The organism is Cupriavidus phytohabitans, assembly GCF_017815025.1.
Lineage (GTDB): Bacteria > Pseudomonadota > Gammaproteobacteria > Burkholderiales > Burkholderiaceae > Cupriavidus.
Window position 1 is genome coordinate 1 of sequence record NZ_JAGIQB010000055.1, and the last position, 13,280, is coordinate 13,280.

General features: G+C 68.1%; 13 protein-coding genes and 1 pseudogene. 5 read left to right on the forward strand and 9 right to left on the reverse strand.

The annotated features are described in order from the left end of the window. Nucleotides 1-158 precede the first annotated feature (158 nt). Nucleotides 159-428, forward strand: coding sequence for a GIY-YIG nuclease family protein (locus tag J8I34_RS28245; RefSeq protein WP_029049819.1), 270 nt, complete (start codon nucleotides 159-161; stop codon nucleotides 426-428). Between the two features lie 49 nt (nucleotides 429-477). Here J8I34_RS28245 and J8I34_RS28250 read toward each other — a convergent pair whose 3' ends face one another. After that, nucleotides 478-900, reverse strand: coding sequence for an organic hydroperoxide resistance protein (locus J8I34_RS28250; RefSeq protein WP_209773406.1), 423 nt, complete (start codon nucleotides 898-900; stop codon nucleotides 478-480). A 34-nt stretch (nucleotides 901-934) separates the two neighbouring features. Beyond that, nucleotides 935-1,423: a MarR family winged helix-turn-helix transcriptional regulator gene (locus J8I34_RS28255; RefSeq protein WP_029049821.1), complete on the reverse strand. Its 489-nt coding sequence runs from the start codon at nucleotides 1,421-1,423 to the stop codon at nucleotides 935-937. A gap of 166 nt (nucleotides 1,424-1,589) precedes the next feature. On the opposite strand from J8I34_RS28255, the gene J8I34_RS28260 reads away from it, so the two are divergent. Further along, nucleotides 1,590-3,059, forward strand: a complete 1,470-nt coding sequence (locus tag J8I34_RS28260) for a DegQ family serine endoprotease (protein WP_029049822.1) — start codon at nucleotides 1,590-1,592, stop codon at nucleotides 3,057-3,059. Between the two features lie 259 nt (nucleotides 3,060-3,318). Beyond that, nucleotides 3,319-3,651, forward strand: a complete 333-nt coding sequence (locus tag J8I34_RS28265; protein ID WP_029049823.1) for a hypothetical protein — start codon at nucleotides 3,319-3,321, stop codon at nucleotides 3,649-3,651. A gap of 164 nt (nucleotides 3,652-3,815) precedes the next feature. Here J8I34_RS28265 and J8I34_RS28270 read toward each other — a convergent pair. The 4 genes and pseudogenes from J8I34_RS28270 to J8I34_RS28285 all read right to left on the reverse strand — a co-directional run. Continuing rightward, nucleotides 3,816-4,058, reverse strand: a pseudogene (locus J8I34_RS28270) (MFS transporter); the annotation flags it as partial. A 4-nt stretch (nucleotides 4,059-4,062) separates the two neighbouring features. Beyond that, nucleotides 4,063-6,054, reverse strand: a complete 1,992-nt coding sequence (locus J8I34_RS28275) for a transglutaminase TgpA family protein (RefSeq protein WP_209807555.1) — start codon at nucleotides 6,052-6,054, stop codon at nucleotides 4,063-4,065. Then, nucleotides 6,051-7,118: a DUF58 domain-containing protein gene (locus J8I34_RS28280; protein WP_209807556.1), complete on the reverse strand. Its 1,068-nt coding sequence runs from the start codon at nucleotides 7,116-7,118 to the stop codon at nucleotides 6,051-6,053. The genes J8I34_RS28275 and J8I34_RS28280 overlap by 4 nt, the downstream gene beginning before the upstream one ends. 5 nt (nucleotides 7,119-7,123) lie before the next feature. Next, on the reverse strand, nucleotides 7,124-8,050 hold the full coding sequence (locus J8I34_RS28285) for an AAA family ATPase (RefSeq protein ID WP_029049828.1): 927 nt from the start codon (nucleotides 8,048-8,050) through the stop codon (nucleotides 7,124-7,126). A gap of 265 nt (nucleotides 8,051-8,315) precedes the next feature. Here J8I34_RS28285 and J8I34_RS28290 point away from each other — a divergent pair, with 265 nt between their 5' ends. Next, nucleotides 8,316-9,152 (forward strand): phytanoyl-CoA dioxygenase family protein, encoded by an 837-nt coding sequence (locus J8I34_RS28290; protein ID WP_209807557.1) that lies wholly within the window; start codon nucleotides 8,316-8,318, stop codon nucleotides 9,150-9,152. 30 nt (nucleotides 9,153-9,182) lie between these two features. Here J8I34_RS28290 and J8I34_RS28295 read toward each other — a convergent pair whose 3' ends face one another. Together J8I34_RS28295 and J8I34_RS28300 are read right to left on the reverse strand one after the other, a co-directional pair. Further along, nucleotides 9,183-10,016 carry an IclR family transcriptional regulator gene (locus tag J8I34_RS28295; protein WP_029049830.1) on the reverse strand — a complete coding sequence of 278 codons (834 nt, stop codon included), beginning with the start codon at nucleotides 10,014-10,016 and terminating at the stop codon, nucleotides 9,183-9,185. A 99-nt stretch (nucleotides 10,017-10,115) separates the two neighbouring features. After that, nucleotides 10,116-11,750, reverse strand: a complete 1,635-nt coding sequence (locus tag J8I34_RS28300; RefSeq protein WP_209773410.1) for an MFS transporter — start codon at nucleotides 11,748-11,750, stop codon at nucleotides 10,116-10,118. Between the two features lie 60 nt (nucleotides 11,751-11,810). Between J8I34_RS28300 and J8I34_RS28305 the strand changes: the two genes are divergently transcribed. Continuing rightward, entirely contained in the window at nucleotides 11,811-12,830 is a 1,020-nt protein-coding gene (locus J8I34_RS28305; RefSeq protein WP_209807558.1) for a LysR family transcriptional regulator, read from the forward strand. A gap of 54 nt (nucleotides 12,831-12,884) precedes the next feature. Here the strand turns inward: J8I34_RS28305 and J8I34_RS28310 are convergent, their stop codons facing one another. Continuing rightward, entirely contained in the window at nucleotides 12,885-13,166 is a 282-nt protein-coding gene (locus tag J8I34_RS28310) for a hypothetical protein (protein ID WP_209773413.1), read from the reverse strand. Nucleotides 13,167-13,280 lie beyond the last annotated feature (114 nt).

The window sequence follows — 13,280 nt, forward strand, 5'->3', positions numbered from 1 at the left end:
GTGTGAAAGTAGGTCATCGCCAGGCTCTTATTGTGCAAAACCCCTCGACAGCGTTCGCTGCGAGGGGTTTTTGCTTTGGCGCTTCCGATTAAATGCTCGGCCTTTTTCGCCTCGCATCGACGTAATACCATCACGGTTGGACTAGCACCTTCCTCTTCATGTCAGCCGACGGCGCCTGGTATCTCTACCTGCTCGAATGTACCGGTAATTCCATCTACACCGGGATCACGACCGATGTTGCCCGCCGGTTCGCCCAGCATCTGTCGGGAAAAGGCGCCAAATATACCCGCTCGCGCAAGCCGATCCGTGTCATGGCCCAGCTCCGCTTTGAAACCAAATCGGAGGCGCTGAAGGCGGAAATCGAGATAAAGCGAATGAGTTCGGCGCAGAAGCGTGCATTTTGCGCGCAATATGAGAGCGCGAAGTAAAACGGCCAGGACCGCAAAGCAATCCTGGCCGTTTTGCCTGAGGCGCCGCTCAGACTACCGTCAGCGTCACGTCGATATTGCCACGGGTGGCATTCGAATACGGGCAAACCTGGTGAGCCTGTTCCACGAGCTTCTCCGCGGCCTCGCGTTCGAACCCCGGCAGCGAAATCTTCAATTCGACCTGGATGCCGAAACCCTGGGGAATCGGCCCGATGCCGACAGCACCTTCGATCGAAGCTTCCGCCGGCACATTGATCTTTTGCTGGCCCGCCACATACCGGATCGCGCCCAGGAAGCAGGCCGAATAGCCCGCGGCGAACAGCTGTTCCGGATTCAGGCCATTGCCGGCGCCACCCATTTCCTTGGGGACTGCCAGCTTGACGTCCAGTTGGCCATCGGAGGTAGTGGCCCGGCCATCGCGGCCACCGGTGGCTTTGGCATTGGCGGTATAAACGACTTTTTCGAGTTTCATCTAAGGCTCCGGTTTGGTTGCCCGCAGGGGCGTATCAAGGCTTGCCGTCATGCGGCAGTGGGAAATCGGTACGCGCTGCTTCCAGCGTGGACCGCAATGCATGCAGGCGCTGCGTCAATGCCTGGATTTCTTCGATCGGGCACTGCGTGGCGCACAACATCTGCTCAGGAATGCGTTCGGCTGCGTTGCGCAGCCCCCGCCCGGCGTCAGTCAGGCGCACCAGCACCCGGCGCTCGTCGCCGGTATCGCGATTGCGGGTGATCAGGCCGCTGGCTTCCAAGCGCTTCAACAGCGGCGTCAACGTCCCGGAATCCAGCGCAAGGCGAGCCCCTAGCTCCGATACCGTCAGCGTCTCGACTTCCCACAATACCAACATCACCAGATATTGCGGATAAGTGAGTCCAAGCTCACCAAGCATAGGCTTGTACAGCTTGGTCATCGCCAGCGATGTCGAATACAGGGCAAAGCATAGTTGCCGATCGAGCAGCAGCCAATTCGGAATGTGGTCGTTGTCGCGTTCCATGCCGATATATTAGACACAATTAGATTGTGCGCAATATAAATTTGATGCCATGACGAAAGAGATGGTTGCGGCACCCGTAACCTTAAGCCTGTTTTAAGTCTCGGTCGCTAGCATGATCCCGTCGCGTCGCAAAGTGCCGACGCCACTTCTACGAAAGGACCCTGAGATGATTCGCCAGACCATTGCTCGCACGGCCGTTGGGATTGCGGCCCTCGCCGCCCTGGGCGGCGGGTATGCCTATCTGCAGAAGGAAGTCGTCACGCCCGGATACGCCGCTTCCACGCCCGCGCCTGTCGCAGCCGCGCAGCCGGCCGCGGCGGTGGCCACGCCGGCGGACTTCTCCGGCATCGTTGCGCAAAACGGGCCCGCCGTGGTCAATATCAGCGTGACCGCGCGCGCCCAACGCACCGCGGCGCAGATGCCGCCGGGGATCGATCCGGACGATCCGCTGTTCCAGTTCTTCAAGCGTTTCGGCCCTCAGTTCCAGGGCCCGCAAGGTGGCCAACAGCAACTGGTGCGCGGCCTGGGCTCGGGCTTTATCGTCAGTCCTGACGGCCTGATCCTGACCAATGCGCACGTCGTCGACGGTGCGCAAGAGGTAACCGTCAAGCTTACTGACCGTCGCGAGTTCAAGGCCAGGGTACTGGGCACCGATCCGCAGACCGATGTGGCGGTGATCCGCATCGATGCCAGGAACCTGCCGACGGTTCGCATGGGCGACCCTTCGCAGGTGCGCGTCGGCGAGCCGGTGCTGGCCATCGGTTCGCCGTACGGGTTCGAGAACACCGTGACCGCCGGTATCGTCAGCGCCAAGTCGCGCTCGCTGCCTGACGACACCTACGTGCCGTTCATCCAGACCGACGTGGCCGTCAACCCGGGCAACTCGGGGGGCCCGCTGTTCAACCAGCGTGGCGAGGTGATCGGCATCAACGCACAGATCTACAGCCAGACCGGCGGCTACCAGGGGTTGTCATTCGCAATCCCGATCGACGTGGCCACCAAGGTCCAGCAACAGCTCGTGGCGACCGGCAAGGTCACGCGCGGCCGACTCGGCATCAGCGTGCAGGAAGTCAACCAGGCGCTGGCGCAATCGTTCGGATTGCCCAAGCCGACCGGGGCGCTGGTCAACTCGGTCGAGCCGGACAGCCCCGCAGCGCGTGCGGGCCTCAAGCCGGGCGACGTGATCGTGCAGCTGGACAACGACGTGATCGACCATTCGGGCGACCTGCCCGAACATGTGGCCGACCTCAAGCCCGGCACGCAAAGCTCGCTGAAGATCATCCGCAAGGGGGAGCCGATGACTTTGTCGGTGAAAATCGGCACGGCCAAGGACCAGGCGGTGGCGCAGAAGGGTGGTGCCAATGAGGCCAGCGGCCGGCTCGGGCTGGCGGTGCGCCCGCTGTCGCCCGGGGAAAAGCGCGCCACCGGCATCGAAGGCGGCCTGGTGGTCGAAGATGTGACCGGCCCCGCGGCGCGGGTGGGCATCCAGCCGGGCGACGTGATCCTGTCGCTTAACGGCACGCCGATTACTTCGGCCGAGCAACTGAAATCGCTGGTGGCAAAGTCCGGCAAGCAGGTGGCGCTGCTGGTGCAACGCGACGATGCCCGCATCTTCATTCCGCTCGATATCGGTTAATGACTGATCGATGCGGCGCTGTCCGCCAATCGCTGTCCGCCAATCGTTAACTGACAAGGCTTTGCCGTTTACCGGGCCGTTACGCGGGCCGTATACCAGACCGGTATACGGCCCGCTAAGCCTTATGGGAAGCGGGATTCCACACAACCAATTACTTACAGAAGGCGCGCCAACAGGTATTATCTCGACTGCGATGCACGAAGCATGCGGCGGTAGCCCCGCCGGCCCTGGTTCTGCTGAATCGACAAAAAGGAAGTCTATGCAGTTGGATTTCACCCGCGCCACAACGCCGGGTACCGATAGAGCGCGGCGACTGACGTCAACGACGTCGGCGGCCGGCTCCGCGCCGAAGCCCCGGCGGCGCAAGAAAGTAGTTGCCCCGCATTGGGAGCGCGGCTACCGCTCGCATTTCTACCGCAATGAACGCGGCGACAAGCTTGGCGAAGTGCGCCTGTCCGAGCGCGGCGAAGTTCCCGTGGTCTACCACTGGGCCGCCGGCAATTACTCTGGCGCAGAAGGGTCGCTGGCCCACGCACGCGCGCGCGTCGAAGAAACCATCGGTTTCGGCATGCGCCAGCTGTCGCTGTTCTGAGCAGGTATTTCGCCGGTGCCGCGTCTGCCGGCACTGCGACCCGTCCGCGCCATCATTCACTTGCGCGGCGACTCCGCACCTCCCCGATTCTTCGCACTGCAGTCAATCCAGCGTTCCGCCACTGACGGCGGGAAGATGCGCGCGGTTCAGGCCAGATGCCGCTGCGCCAGCAGGAACGCCGCTGCGCCAAGCGCGAGCACCGCAATCAACCGGTAGCCGTGCGCGAACGCGTCGCCGCTGAGAGCACGGAAGGTCAGCCCCGCGATCGGGATGATCACCAGCATGCCGAACAGCCCCTTGCCAACCAGGCCCCACGCCAGCGCGGGCGGCCCCGCGCCGGGCTGCATGCGAGAGAACCACCATGCGGCCGCCGCCATCAGCAGCAGGCCGGCGATCATCAGCGGCTTTATATCAGGTGGGTGAGAATTTTTGCCTGCGCAGCAGGCCGGCGATTTCTCGCGTGGCTGCTCGCATGCGCTCCGCCGCCTGCCGCGCACGCGCCGGATCGGCATTGCCATAGCGTTGCCCGATGTAGGCCGCGGCAACCACCGCGATGGGCGCGGCCGCTTGCGGCAGTCGGGCGCTGGCGCGTGCGGCGAAATCTTGCGGGCCTTCGGCCGGCGTGCGCACGCAGCCGTGCCGGGCCAGCAGTTCGCAGAAGCGGCCGTAGGCAGCGTCAAGCGGATCAGCCTGCTCCCGGCGGCGCCACAGCGGCACCAGCGCGAGCAGGCACAGGATCCCCAGCGCGCCGGCCAGCATCTGCCCGGCACTGGCGCCGGTGCCGAGCGTGGCCAGCAGGCGCGCCTGTTGCGCGTGGTCATACTGCAGGACCCAGCGCTGCCAGTGGTAGACCATGCCCTCGTAGGCCCAGCGGATGTCCTGCAGCCAGCCAGGCCGGTGGGCCGGGCGCCAGCTCGCGGTCTCGGCGCCAAGAGCGGCGTCCAGGCCTTGCTCGATCCTGTTGGGCGCAACTGCGCTGGTCGGATCCACGCGCACCCAGCCGCGGCCTTCCAGCCAGACTTCGGCCCAGGCGTGGGCGTCGGACTGGCGCACGACGTAGTGGCCGCCGACGGGGTTGTATTCGCCGCCCTGGTAGCCGGTGATGACCCGTGCCGGCACGCCGGCGGCGCGCATCAGGAAGACGAAGCTGCTGGCGTAGTGCTCGCAGAAGCCGCGCCGGGTGTCGAACACAAAACTGTCGACCTGCTCCGCGCCGAGCGGTGGCGGGCTGAGCGTGTAGGCAAACGGGGCGGCGGCAAACAGGCGCAGTGCCGCCTGCACGCGTGCGGCGGGATCGGCGTGCTGTGCGGCCCATGTGGACGCCAGTCTGCGGGCACGCGGATTACCAGCGGGCAGGGCCAGCGCCAGCCGGCGCGTTGCGGCATCCAGCGCCTCCGGTGCCGGGGCGAGCGTCGATCGCGCCTGGTAGCGGATGCGCTGGTCCACCGGCCGGCGCGACATGAACTCGCCGTCTGGCGTGATGGCGGCGTCGGCGGACGGCGACAGGGCCTGCCCGCGGTCCAGCACCAGCAGCCAGTGCTGAGAACTGGGCTCCAGCGTGATGTTGTAATCGATTCCGTGTCTGTCCGAGACAGCAGCCGGCGCAGGCGCCAGTGCGTGCAGGCGCTGGCGTGCCGGACGCCAGGTGGTGCCGTCGTACTCCCACAGCACCAGCGCGCGCCAGTACAGCGCCGCGGCGGGCAGCGGCGGGCCGGCGACCTCGGCGCGCAGCGCCAGCGCCGGTGAGCGGATCAGCTGGCCGACGCTGCCGGGCCGCATCGTATCGCTGAGGCCGGTGGTACCGGTGGGCGCGGATTGGGGCAGTTGCCACAGCGGATGCTCCAGCCGCGGGAACAGCACGAACATGGCCACCGCCCACGGCAGGCCGAGCAGCGCCATGCGGCCCAGCATCGGCCAGATCGCCAGCCGGCTGCGCGCCTCCGGGTGGTGCAGCAGCAGCCAGTTGCGCAACACCCAGGCGCCGATCGCCAGGCCGTACAGCGCCAGCCAGAAGGGCTGGTCCGACAGGTACAGCGTCAGCAGCAGGTAGAAGGACAACTGCGTGACCAGCGTGGCATCGGCCAGCGCGCGGCACTCCAGCAGCTTGAGGATGACGAACGCACCCAGCAGCGCCACCGCCAGCTCGCGCCCAACCCCGTCGCCGGCCTGCCACGCCAGTGCACTGGCCACCATCAATACCAGCAGCGCTGTCGTGCCGAGCATCCAGCGCGACGGCAGTGGCGCGCGCCGGCGCCACAGCAGCCAGCGCCAGCCCAGCAGCAGCAACAGCAACAGGCTGACCGACACCGGCAGCGTGCGCGCCTGCGGCGCTAGCACCAGCGCCAGCTGGCCGAGCAGCATGCCATGGTCTTCATGCCGCAGCGGCCGTGCCACGGCGTTCATGGGCGGGCTCCGGGCCGGGCCGGATGCTGCGGCCACAGCGCCAGCGCTTCCAGGCAGGCGCGCCGATGGCTCGCTCCACATGCGGGCGGCAGTTCAAGACCCGGCAGGCGCAGGCCGATTTCCGCGTCGTCCGGCGCGGCCAGCAGCCAGGCGCACAGCCGCGATAGCCGCGCTTCGGCGTCCATGCCCGCCGGCATCGCCTGCCAGTCGAGCCAGCGTGCCGGGCGCTGCGGCGGATCGCCGCTGCGGCTGAGCCAGCGGCCGGTGCGCGCGCTGTGCTTCCATGCAATCCGGTGCAGCGGGTCGCCGCTGCGGTAGCGCCGCAACTGGTCGATGCCGTCGTCGCCCGGAACGGCTGCTGCGGCATGCCCCGCGTCATCCGCGCCTGGGCGATGTGCGGGGGGCGGGGGCGGTGCATCGGCTTCCGGCGCCGGATAGACCAGCGTCGACAGCGGCAGGTCCGCATGGCTCCAGACGCGGAACAGCCCGAACGGGAAGCGGCTGCTGATCACCACGCGCGGCAGCACCAGCCGTCCGCGCCGCGGCGCCGGCACGTGCAGGGCAAGCGTGCCGCTGGCGTGCCCGTCGAGTGTCAGCGTGGCGGGCAACACTTCGGGCAGCGCCGGCACGCGCGCCTCGACGCCGATGCGCGCGCCGGCGTCGGCGTTGTCGACGCGCAGCGCAAACGCCGCGAGCTGCCCGGCATGCACCGGCGCCACCGGGCCCGCGCTTACTGCCAGTTCAAGCAGGTTGCGGTACGCCAGCCACATGCACGACATGCCGATGCCGGCCAGCAGGAAGGTCAGCGCGAAACCCAGGCTGATGTTGTAGTTGAGCGAGGTCAGCAGCATCGCGCCGAGCAGCACGGCAAAGCCGATGCCGCCCCGCGCGGGAAGGATATAGAGATGGCGCCGGTCCAGCCGCACGGTGCCGCCGGACGGCCGGCGCGCGGCAAGGCGATGGCGCAAGAGGCTGGCGGACGCCAACAGCCCAGGCCTGGGCAGGCGCCGGTGTGCGGCGGCGCCGCCGTTGTTCTGCGACGCAGCCAGCGGATCGCTCGCCATGGGCGTCAGGGGATGGCCACGCCGGCAAGCAGTGCCGCCAGCTCGCCGTGCACCGCGGTGGGCCCGATTCCGCCCGCCGGCAGCAGCCGGTGCGCGGCCACTGCGGCAAAGACCGCCTGTACATCTTCAGGCAGCACCAGCTCGCGCTGCGCCAGCAGGGCCCAGGCTCGGGCGCAGGCCAGCAGCGACAGCCCGGCGCGCGGCGACAGTCCCGCGGCAAAGCCGCCGTGCTGGCGCGTGGCCTGCACCAGCGCCAGCACATAGTCGACCAGCGCGGGGCTCGCGTACACCTGCGCGGCCGCCTGCTGCAGGGCCAGCACCTGCGCGGCATCCATCACCGGCGTCGCTTCGGCCGCGCTGGCGCCGCCGAGATACAGCACGCGCTCGAAGGCGGGATCGGGATAGCCCAGCGACACGCGCATGGTGAAGCGGTCGAGCTGCGATTCAGGCAGCGCATGAGTGCCCAGCTGCTCCAGCGGATTCTGCGTGGCGATCACGAAAAACGGTGCCGGCAGCGCGTGCGTGGTGCCGTCATGCGTCACCTGCCGCTCGGCCATGGCTTCGAGCAGCGCGCTCTGGGTCTTGGGCGGCGCACGGTTGATCTCGTCGGCCAGCACCACTTGCGCGAACACCGGGCCGCGGTGGAAGCGGAATTCGCCCGCATCGCGCACGAACACCGAGACGCCGATCAGGTCCGCCGGCAGCAGGTCGCTGGTGAACTGCACGCGCTGGTACTGCAGCCCGAGCGTACGCGCCAGCGCATGCGCCAGCGTGGTCTTGCCCACGCCGGGCACGTCTTCCAGCAGCAGGTGGCCTCCCGCCAGCATGCAGGCCAGCGCCAGCCGCACTTGCTGCGGCTTGCCAAGGACGATGCGGCCCAGCTGGGCCTGGGCCTCGGCCAGCGAAGCGACGATGCGTGGGCGGGCAGTCACGTTGGACCTCGGCGCAAAGGAGTGGAAGGAAGCCGGATTGGCGGCTACGGATCCGCGGCAAGAATGGGAACGCAGTCCAGCGCATTGTAGCGGCGTGCGCGGCACGCGGCACCGTCTGTTTCCGAACGGAGACACCACCGGCCGGCGGCGGTGCACCTCAATGGCGCAGCGGCTGCGCCAGATCGCGCCGGTTCTGGCATCATGAGCCTGTCGGGCCACCGACACGGCCCACCCGCGTTTCTTTCTCCTTCCGCTGCCCGCTGCAATGACTGCCTCGCTGGACCCCTCTGCCGACCTGCCTGCCGCCGCCGTGCTGACCCCCGACGCCGCCGATTCCGACGCGCTGCTGCGCCTGGCGCAGGCCTTCCATGCCAGCGGCTTCGTGATCCTGCGCGGCTTCGGCAACGAGGCAGACTGCGCCGCGCTGGAAGCGGTGGCGCGCAGGCACCTGGCGGCGGCGGTGCCACCGGTGGAGTTCGAGGCCGACCTGGGCTATCCCGGTGCCCCGGCAGCGCGCGACGCCGCCGGCGGCGGCACCGTCAGGCGGCTGCGCCAGGCCTACGGCCGCGACGAGGTGTTCCGCGCCTGGGCTACCGACCCGAAGCTGGTGTCGGTGGTGCAGGCGCTGCTGGGCGAACCCGCGTGCCTGACGTTGGCGCACCACAACTGCGTGATGACCAAGCACCCGCACTACGGCAGCCAGACCGGCTGGCACCGCGACACGCGCTATTGGTCGTTTGCCAAGCCCGAGCTGGTGACGGTATGGCTGGCGCTGGGCGACGAGGACGAAAGCAACGGCGTGCTGCGCGTCATACCGGGATCGCATCGCGCGGCGCTGGAGCCGGGCCAGCTGGATCCCGCGGAATTCCTGATCGAGGCGCACCCCGCCAGCCAGCCGCTGCTGCAGGCGGCGCGGCCGCTCGCGCTGCACCGCGGCGACGTGCTGTTTTTCGACAGCCGGCTGTTCCATGCGGCGGGGCGCAATGCCTCGAACGCGGTCAAGCTGTCGGTGGCCTTTGCGTATTTCGGCGCCGGCAACCGGCCGCTGGACGGCACGCGTTCGGCAGAGTTCGGCAGCGTGGCGCTGCCGGTGGCCGGCTGACACAGCCAGTGTGGGTGGCGGGGGCGGCGTTCAGGTACGCAGCCCGACCAGCCCTGAGATCTTCTCCGAAGCTTCGAGCAGCGGCGGCAGGAAGCGCTCCAGCATTTCCTGCGCGCTGGTGCGGTTGGCCTGGCCGCTGATATTGATCGCGGCGATGGTCTGGCCGGCGCGGTTGCGGATCGGCGCCGCCAGCGACACCAGTCCCTCTTCCAGCTCCTGGTCGTTGAGTGCCCAGCCGCGCGTGCGGATATCGGCGACGATGGTCTTCAGCGCATCGATGTCGGTCACGGTGCGGGTGGTGCGCGCACGCAACTCGCTGGCGCGCAGCACGCTGTCCAGCTCGGCTTCATTGAGCCCCGCCATCAGCACGCGGCCCATCGACGAGCAATACGCCGGCAGCCGGCTGCCGATCGACAGGTTGATCGTCATGATCTTGCGCGCCGGCACGCGCAGCACGTAGACGATCTCGGTCCCGTCCAGCACGGAGATCGAGCAGCTTTCATGCACCTGCTGCGACAGCGTCTCCATGATCGGCTCGGCCAGGTTCCAGAACGGCATCGAGGTCAGGTAGGCAAAGCCGAGGTCGAGGATCTTGGGCGTCAGCCGGAACAGCCGCCCGTCGGCCTGCACATAGCCCAGTCCCACCAGCGTCAGCAGGATGCGGCGCGCCCCCGCGCGCGTGAGGCCGCTGGCCTGGGCGATCTCCGTCAGCGTCTGCGCCGGGTGCTGGGCATTGAAGGCACGGATGACCGACAGCCCGCGTGCAAAGGACTGCACATAGCTGTCGCTTGGCTTCTCGGGCGCGGCGCTGCCTGCGCTCTGGGGCGCCTGCGCGTCGCGTGGGGAGTCGGTGGAACTGGCCATCGGTGTAGCACCGGCGCGGGTCGCCGGATTGGCACGGAAAGGCCGAAAGGGTAGAGGAAATGCCGGCGCAACGCCAGTGCCGGGCCCGCCAGGGGCGTCCTAGCGGAAGCTGCGCTGCACCAGCACGAACACCGCGCCGAGCACGCAGATCACCGCAAAGCCATGCAGCATGTCCATGCCGGCCAGCAGCGTGGCCTGCCGGTCGATTTCCAGCGAGATCTTGGCCAGCCCCGCGGCCGACAGCGCATCCGGCGATTGCAGCGCCGGGTTGAAGCGTGTGACCTGTTCGACCAGGTGGGTGCGGTGCTCGGCCAGCCCGTCCTGCATGAACACGCTGGCCAGGCCGGTGCCCACGGCCGAGGCAATCTGCTTGCACACGTTCTTGAACTGGTAGGCGTGCGAGAAATCCTCGACCGGCACCTCCAGGTAAGTCATCGAGGCCACCTGCACCATCAGCAGCACCGGCGTCAGCCCTTCCAGCAGCACCACCGGCACCAGCGCATAGTCGGGCGCGCCCGGCATCAGCTGGTGCGAAAACAGCATCGCTGCGCAGGCATAGAAGATAAAGCCAAGCGCGATCACGCGCCGCTTGCGGAACACCAGCGCCATGCCCAGCGTGATGACGATGGCGGCGATGGTCGCCACCGTGCCGCTGGTTGCCAGCAGCATGCAGGTGGTGCGGAAGGTCAGGCCCAGGCCGGTCTGCGTCAGCGACGGCAGCAGGAAGGCCCATGCCGACGACATCAGGTAATACAGCGTGTAGAAGCCCAGGCCGTAGAGATACTGGCGCCCGGCCAGCCGCGACAGGTCGATCCACGGGTCGGGATGGCGGTACAGGCGCCAGCCGGCGAAGGCGAACAGCGCCAGGCCGCACAGCGCGGCCAGCGGCATTTCCAGGGAATTGAGGAAGCGCGTGTAGCGCATTTCCTGCAACGTATGCAGGAACACCAGCGCACCCGCCGCCGCCGCGATCGCGGCGGGCCAGTCCAGCGTCGACACCGGCGGATGCGGGTCGCGCGGCGCGCGCGTCGGGTAGGTCAGCGCCACCGACAGCAGCACCGGCAAGGCAATGCCGGCCTGGAACAGGAACACCGCGCGCCAGCCGATATCGTCGAGGAAAATGCTGGTCAGCCACGGCGCGATCGCCAGCATCGAGAACGCGCCGCCGCCGAAGCGCAGCATCAGGGCGCCGCGTTCGGCCGGCGTCGACACCAGCTGCACCAGGATGCGCGAGGCCGCGAACAGGCCCCCGGCGCCCAGGCCCTGCACCGCCTTGCCGGAGATCAGTCCGGCGGGGCTGGCAAACTCGGCGCAGATCAGCGAACCCAGGATGAACACCACCAGCGACGCCAGCGTAAAGCGCTTGTACGTGATGCGGCGCGCGACCTGGTCTAGCACCATGTTCATCAGCACCGCGGTGGAGGCATAGGCGGAGACCGCGTACAGGTAGTCTTCGGGCGCTGCGCCGACGCCGCCCTGGATATGCTGGCTGGCCACGCCCATCATCAGCGTGGAAGAAAAGTCGATGCCGGTGACCAGGCCGAGCGTCAGGCCGAACAATGAAAGACGCCAGTGACCCATTTCGGGGTGACTGGCGAGTTGCATGCGGGGGCGTGCTGGGGTGGAGGTCGGGATCGAAGCGGGGATCGAGGCGGGGGCGGAGGCTGTCGGGACTGTCGTTGCCAGCACTGGGGCTGAGCCGTCCGGTGCAGCCGGTACAGGCGTTTGTTGCATCGCTCAAGCATAATGTCGCCTGCCGCAGAGAACTACAGGCTGTCAGGGAAACATTGTCCGGTGAATCAAACAATTCAATGGAACGACTGGGAAGCGTTCTGCTGCGTCGTCGAGCAGGGAACGTTTACGGCCGCGGCGGAGCAGCTCGATTGCCCCAAGTCGCGCGTCTCGGCCGCGGTGGCGCGGCTGGAAACCGCCATCGGCGCCAAGCTGCTGGAGCGCACCACGCGGCGCATGCGCCTCACCGATGCCGGCAAGGCCGTGTATCGCGATGTGGCGCCGCTGTTCGCGCGGCTGCGCGAGATCCGGCAGGAGACGCTGGCCCGCGAGGAGCGCGTGCAGGGCGTGCTGCGTATCGCCACGCCTTATGAATTCGGCGCCCAGCAGCTGGGCGGGGTGATCTGCCGCACACTCGCCGCGCATCCGGCGCTGGATGTGGCGGTGGAGATCACGCAGGGACTGGTCGACCCGATCCGCGACGGGTTTGACGTGGCCTTCGTCATCGTCGATGCCGACCTGCCCGACTCCGGCACGGTGGCCCGCCGCATCTACCACGTCGAGCGCGGGCTGTTCGCCGCGCCGTCGCTGGCGGACAGCCTGCCGGCGCAGTTGCGCCCGGAAGACCTGGCCAACATGCCGACGCTGACCACGCCGGGTGACACGGTCTGGGAATTCACCCGCGACGGCGAGACCGTCTCCGTGCCGATCCGTCCGCGCATGCAGACCTTCAACGCCGAGCTGCGGCTGCAGGGCGCGCTGGCGGGGCTCGGCATCGCGCGCCTGTCGGTGAACTACTGCGAGGCAGAGATCGCGCAGGGCCGACTGGTGCGGGTGCTGCCGGACTTCCCGCTGCCGCCGCTGCGCGTGTTCGCGCTGCTGCCGGACCGGCGCCTGCAACCGCGCAAGGTGCGCGTGTTCATGGAAGCGATTGAATCGATGATGGTGTCGGAGCTGGGGCCCGAGTCAGGCCTGGAAGGGATCGAGCCCGGCGAGTGGGCGAGGGAGGGCGCTGGGCCCGAAGACGACGCGCAGGCGGAGGGAAGCGGCCTGGCAGAGGGAGAGGCCCGGCCAGCGGGTTGAGGGCGCCGGCGGGCCACCACGGCGCGAGGCCGTGGCAAGGGAATGCACAGGAACTCAGGCGCCTTCGGTGAAGCTGTCGCGGCGGTCGGTGATGGCGGCGCCGTCGGTGAACGGATCGACCTTGCCTTGCTTGGCACCGTCGGTGTACGGATCGGCGCGGCCGATGCGCGCGCCGTCCAGGAACGGGTCGGCCTTGCCGGCGTGGGCGATGCCGCCGTCCAGCCGTGCGATATCGGAAACGGGCTCAGAGGCGTGCGCGGCGACGGCGGCAAACGACAGGCCGGCCGCGCACAGCAGGGTAAGCGCCAGGCTGCGGCGTGGTGCGAGGGTCTTCATGGAGTGTGGTCCTTCTTGGCAGGGTTCGTGGCTGCAGCGCCACGTCGCCTGTAATGTAGGACTTCACACTAAGCAGAAAAAGCGTCAATTCTCGAAACACTGTCCAGGCATCTG